The 750-nt window shown below is 62.7% G+C and carries 1 protein-coding gene; it reads right to left on the reverse strand.

Annotated features, from left to right (window positions below; translation table 11 throughout):
• Positions 1-750 (reverse strand): VCBS domain-containing protein (locus L0664_RS18450; RefSeq protein WP_235227376.1); only part of this gene is annotated, 750 nt, incomplete at both ends.

Here is a 750-nt window from a genome sequence, read left to right on the forward strand (position 1 = left end):
CGGTCACGTCACCCGTCGTGTCGCCCGTAATCACCGCCGCATCATCGACCCCGGTGATCGTCACCGTCACGGTCTCAGTCGTGCCGTCCACAGTCGTGACCGTAAAGCTGTCACTTACTGTCTGGCCATCAGCAAGGCTTTGGACCGCTGTCAGACTGTTATCCGCCGTGTAGGTCCACACCCCGTCCGCATCGATGTCAAAGCTGCCGTAGGTTCCCACCGTACCACTCTGCGCCACAAAACTCGCCTCGCCGGCGTCCGTCACGCTCAGCACGCCCGTCGCCGTGAGGGTTGTCGCCTCATCCTCGGTCACGTCACCCGTCGTGTCGCCCGTAATCACCGCCACATCATCGACCCCGGTGATCGTCACCGTCACAGTCTCCTCGGTGCCATCCGCCGTTTCAACTGTGAAGCTGTCGGTCAGAGTCTCCCCTGCACCGAGGCTCTGGATCGCCGTCAGAGTGTTGTCCGCGGTGTAGGTCCAAGCGCCATCCGCATCGATGTCAAAGCTGCCGTAGGTCCCGACCGTGCCATTTTGCACATCGAAGTTCGCCTCGCCGGAATCGGGATCCGTGACGCTAAGCGCGCCCGTCGCCGTCAGGGTTGTCGCCTCGTCCTCAATCACATCGCCCGTCGTATCGCCCGCAATCACCGCAGGGACATTCTCTGCCTGTGCGCTTTCCGAACCGCCTGAACCACCCACCGCAGCGAGAAGCCCCAATCCTCCGGCCCCCACCGCAAGTTCAACAG

Origin of the sequence: Octadecabacter dasysiphoniae, from assembly GCF_021532615.1 — a bacterium.
Lineage (GTDB): Bacteria > Pseudomonadota > Alphaproteobacteria > Rhodobacterales > Rhodobacteraceae > Octadecabacter > Octadecabacter dasysiphoniae.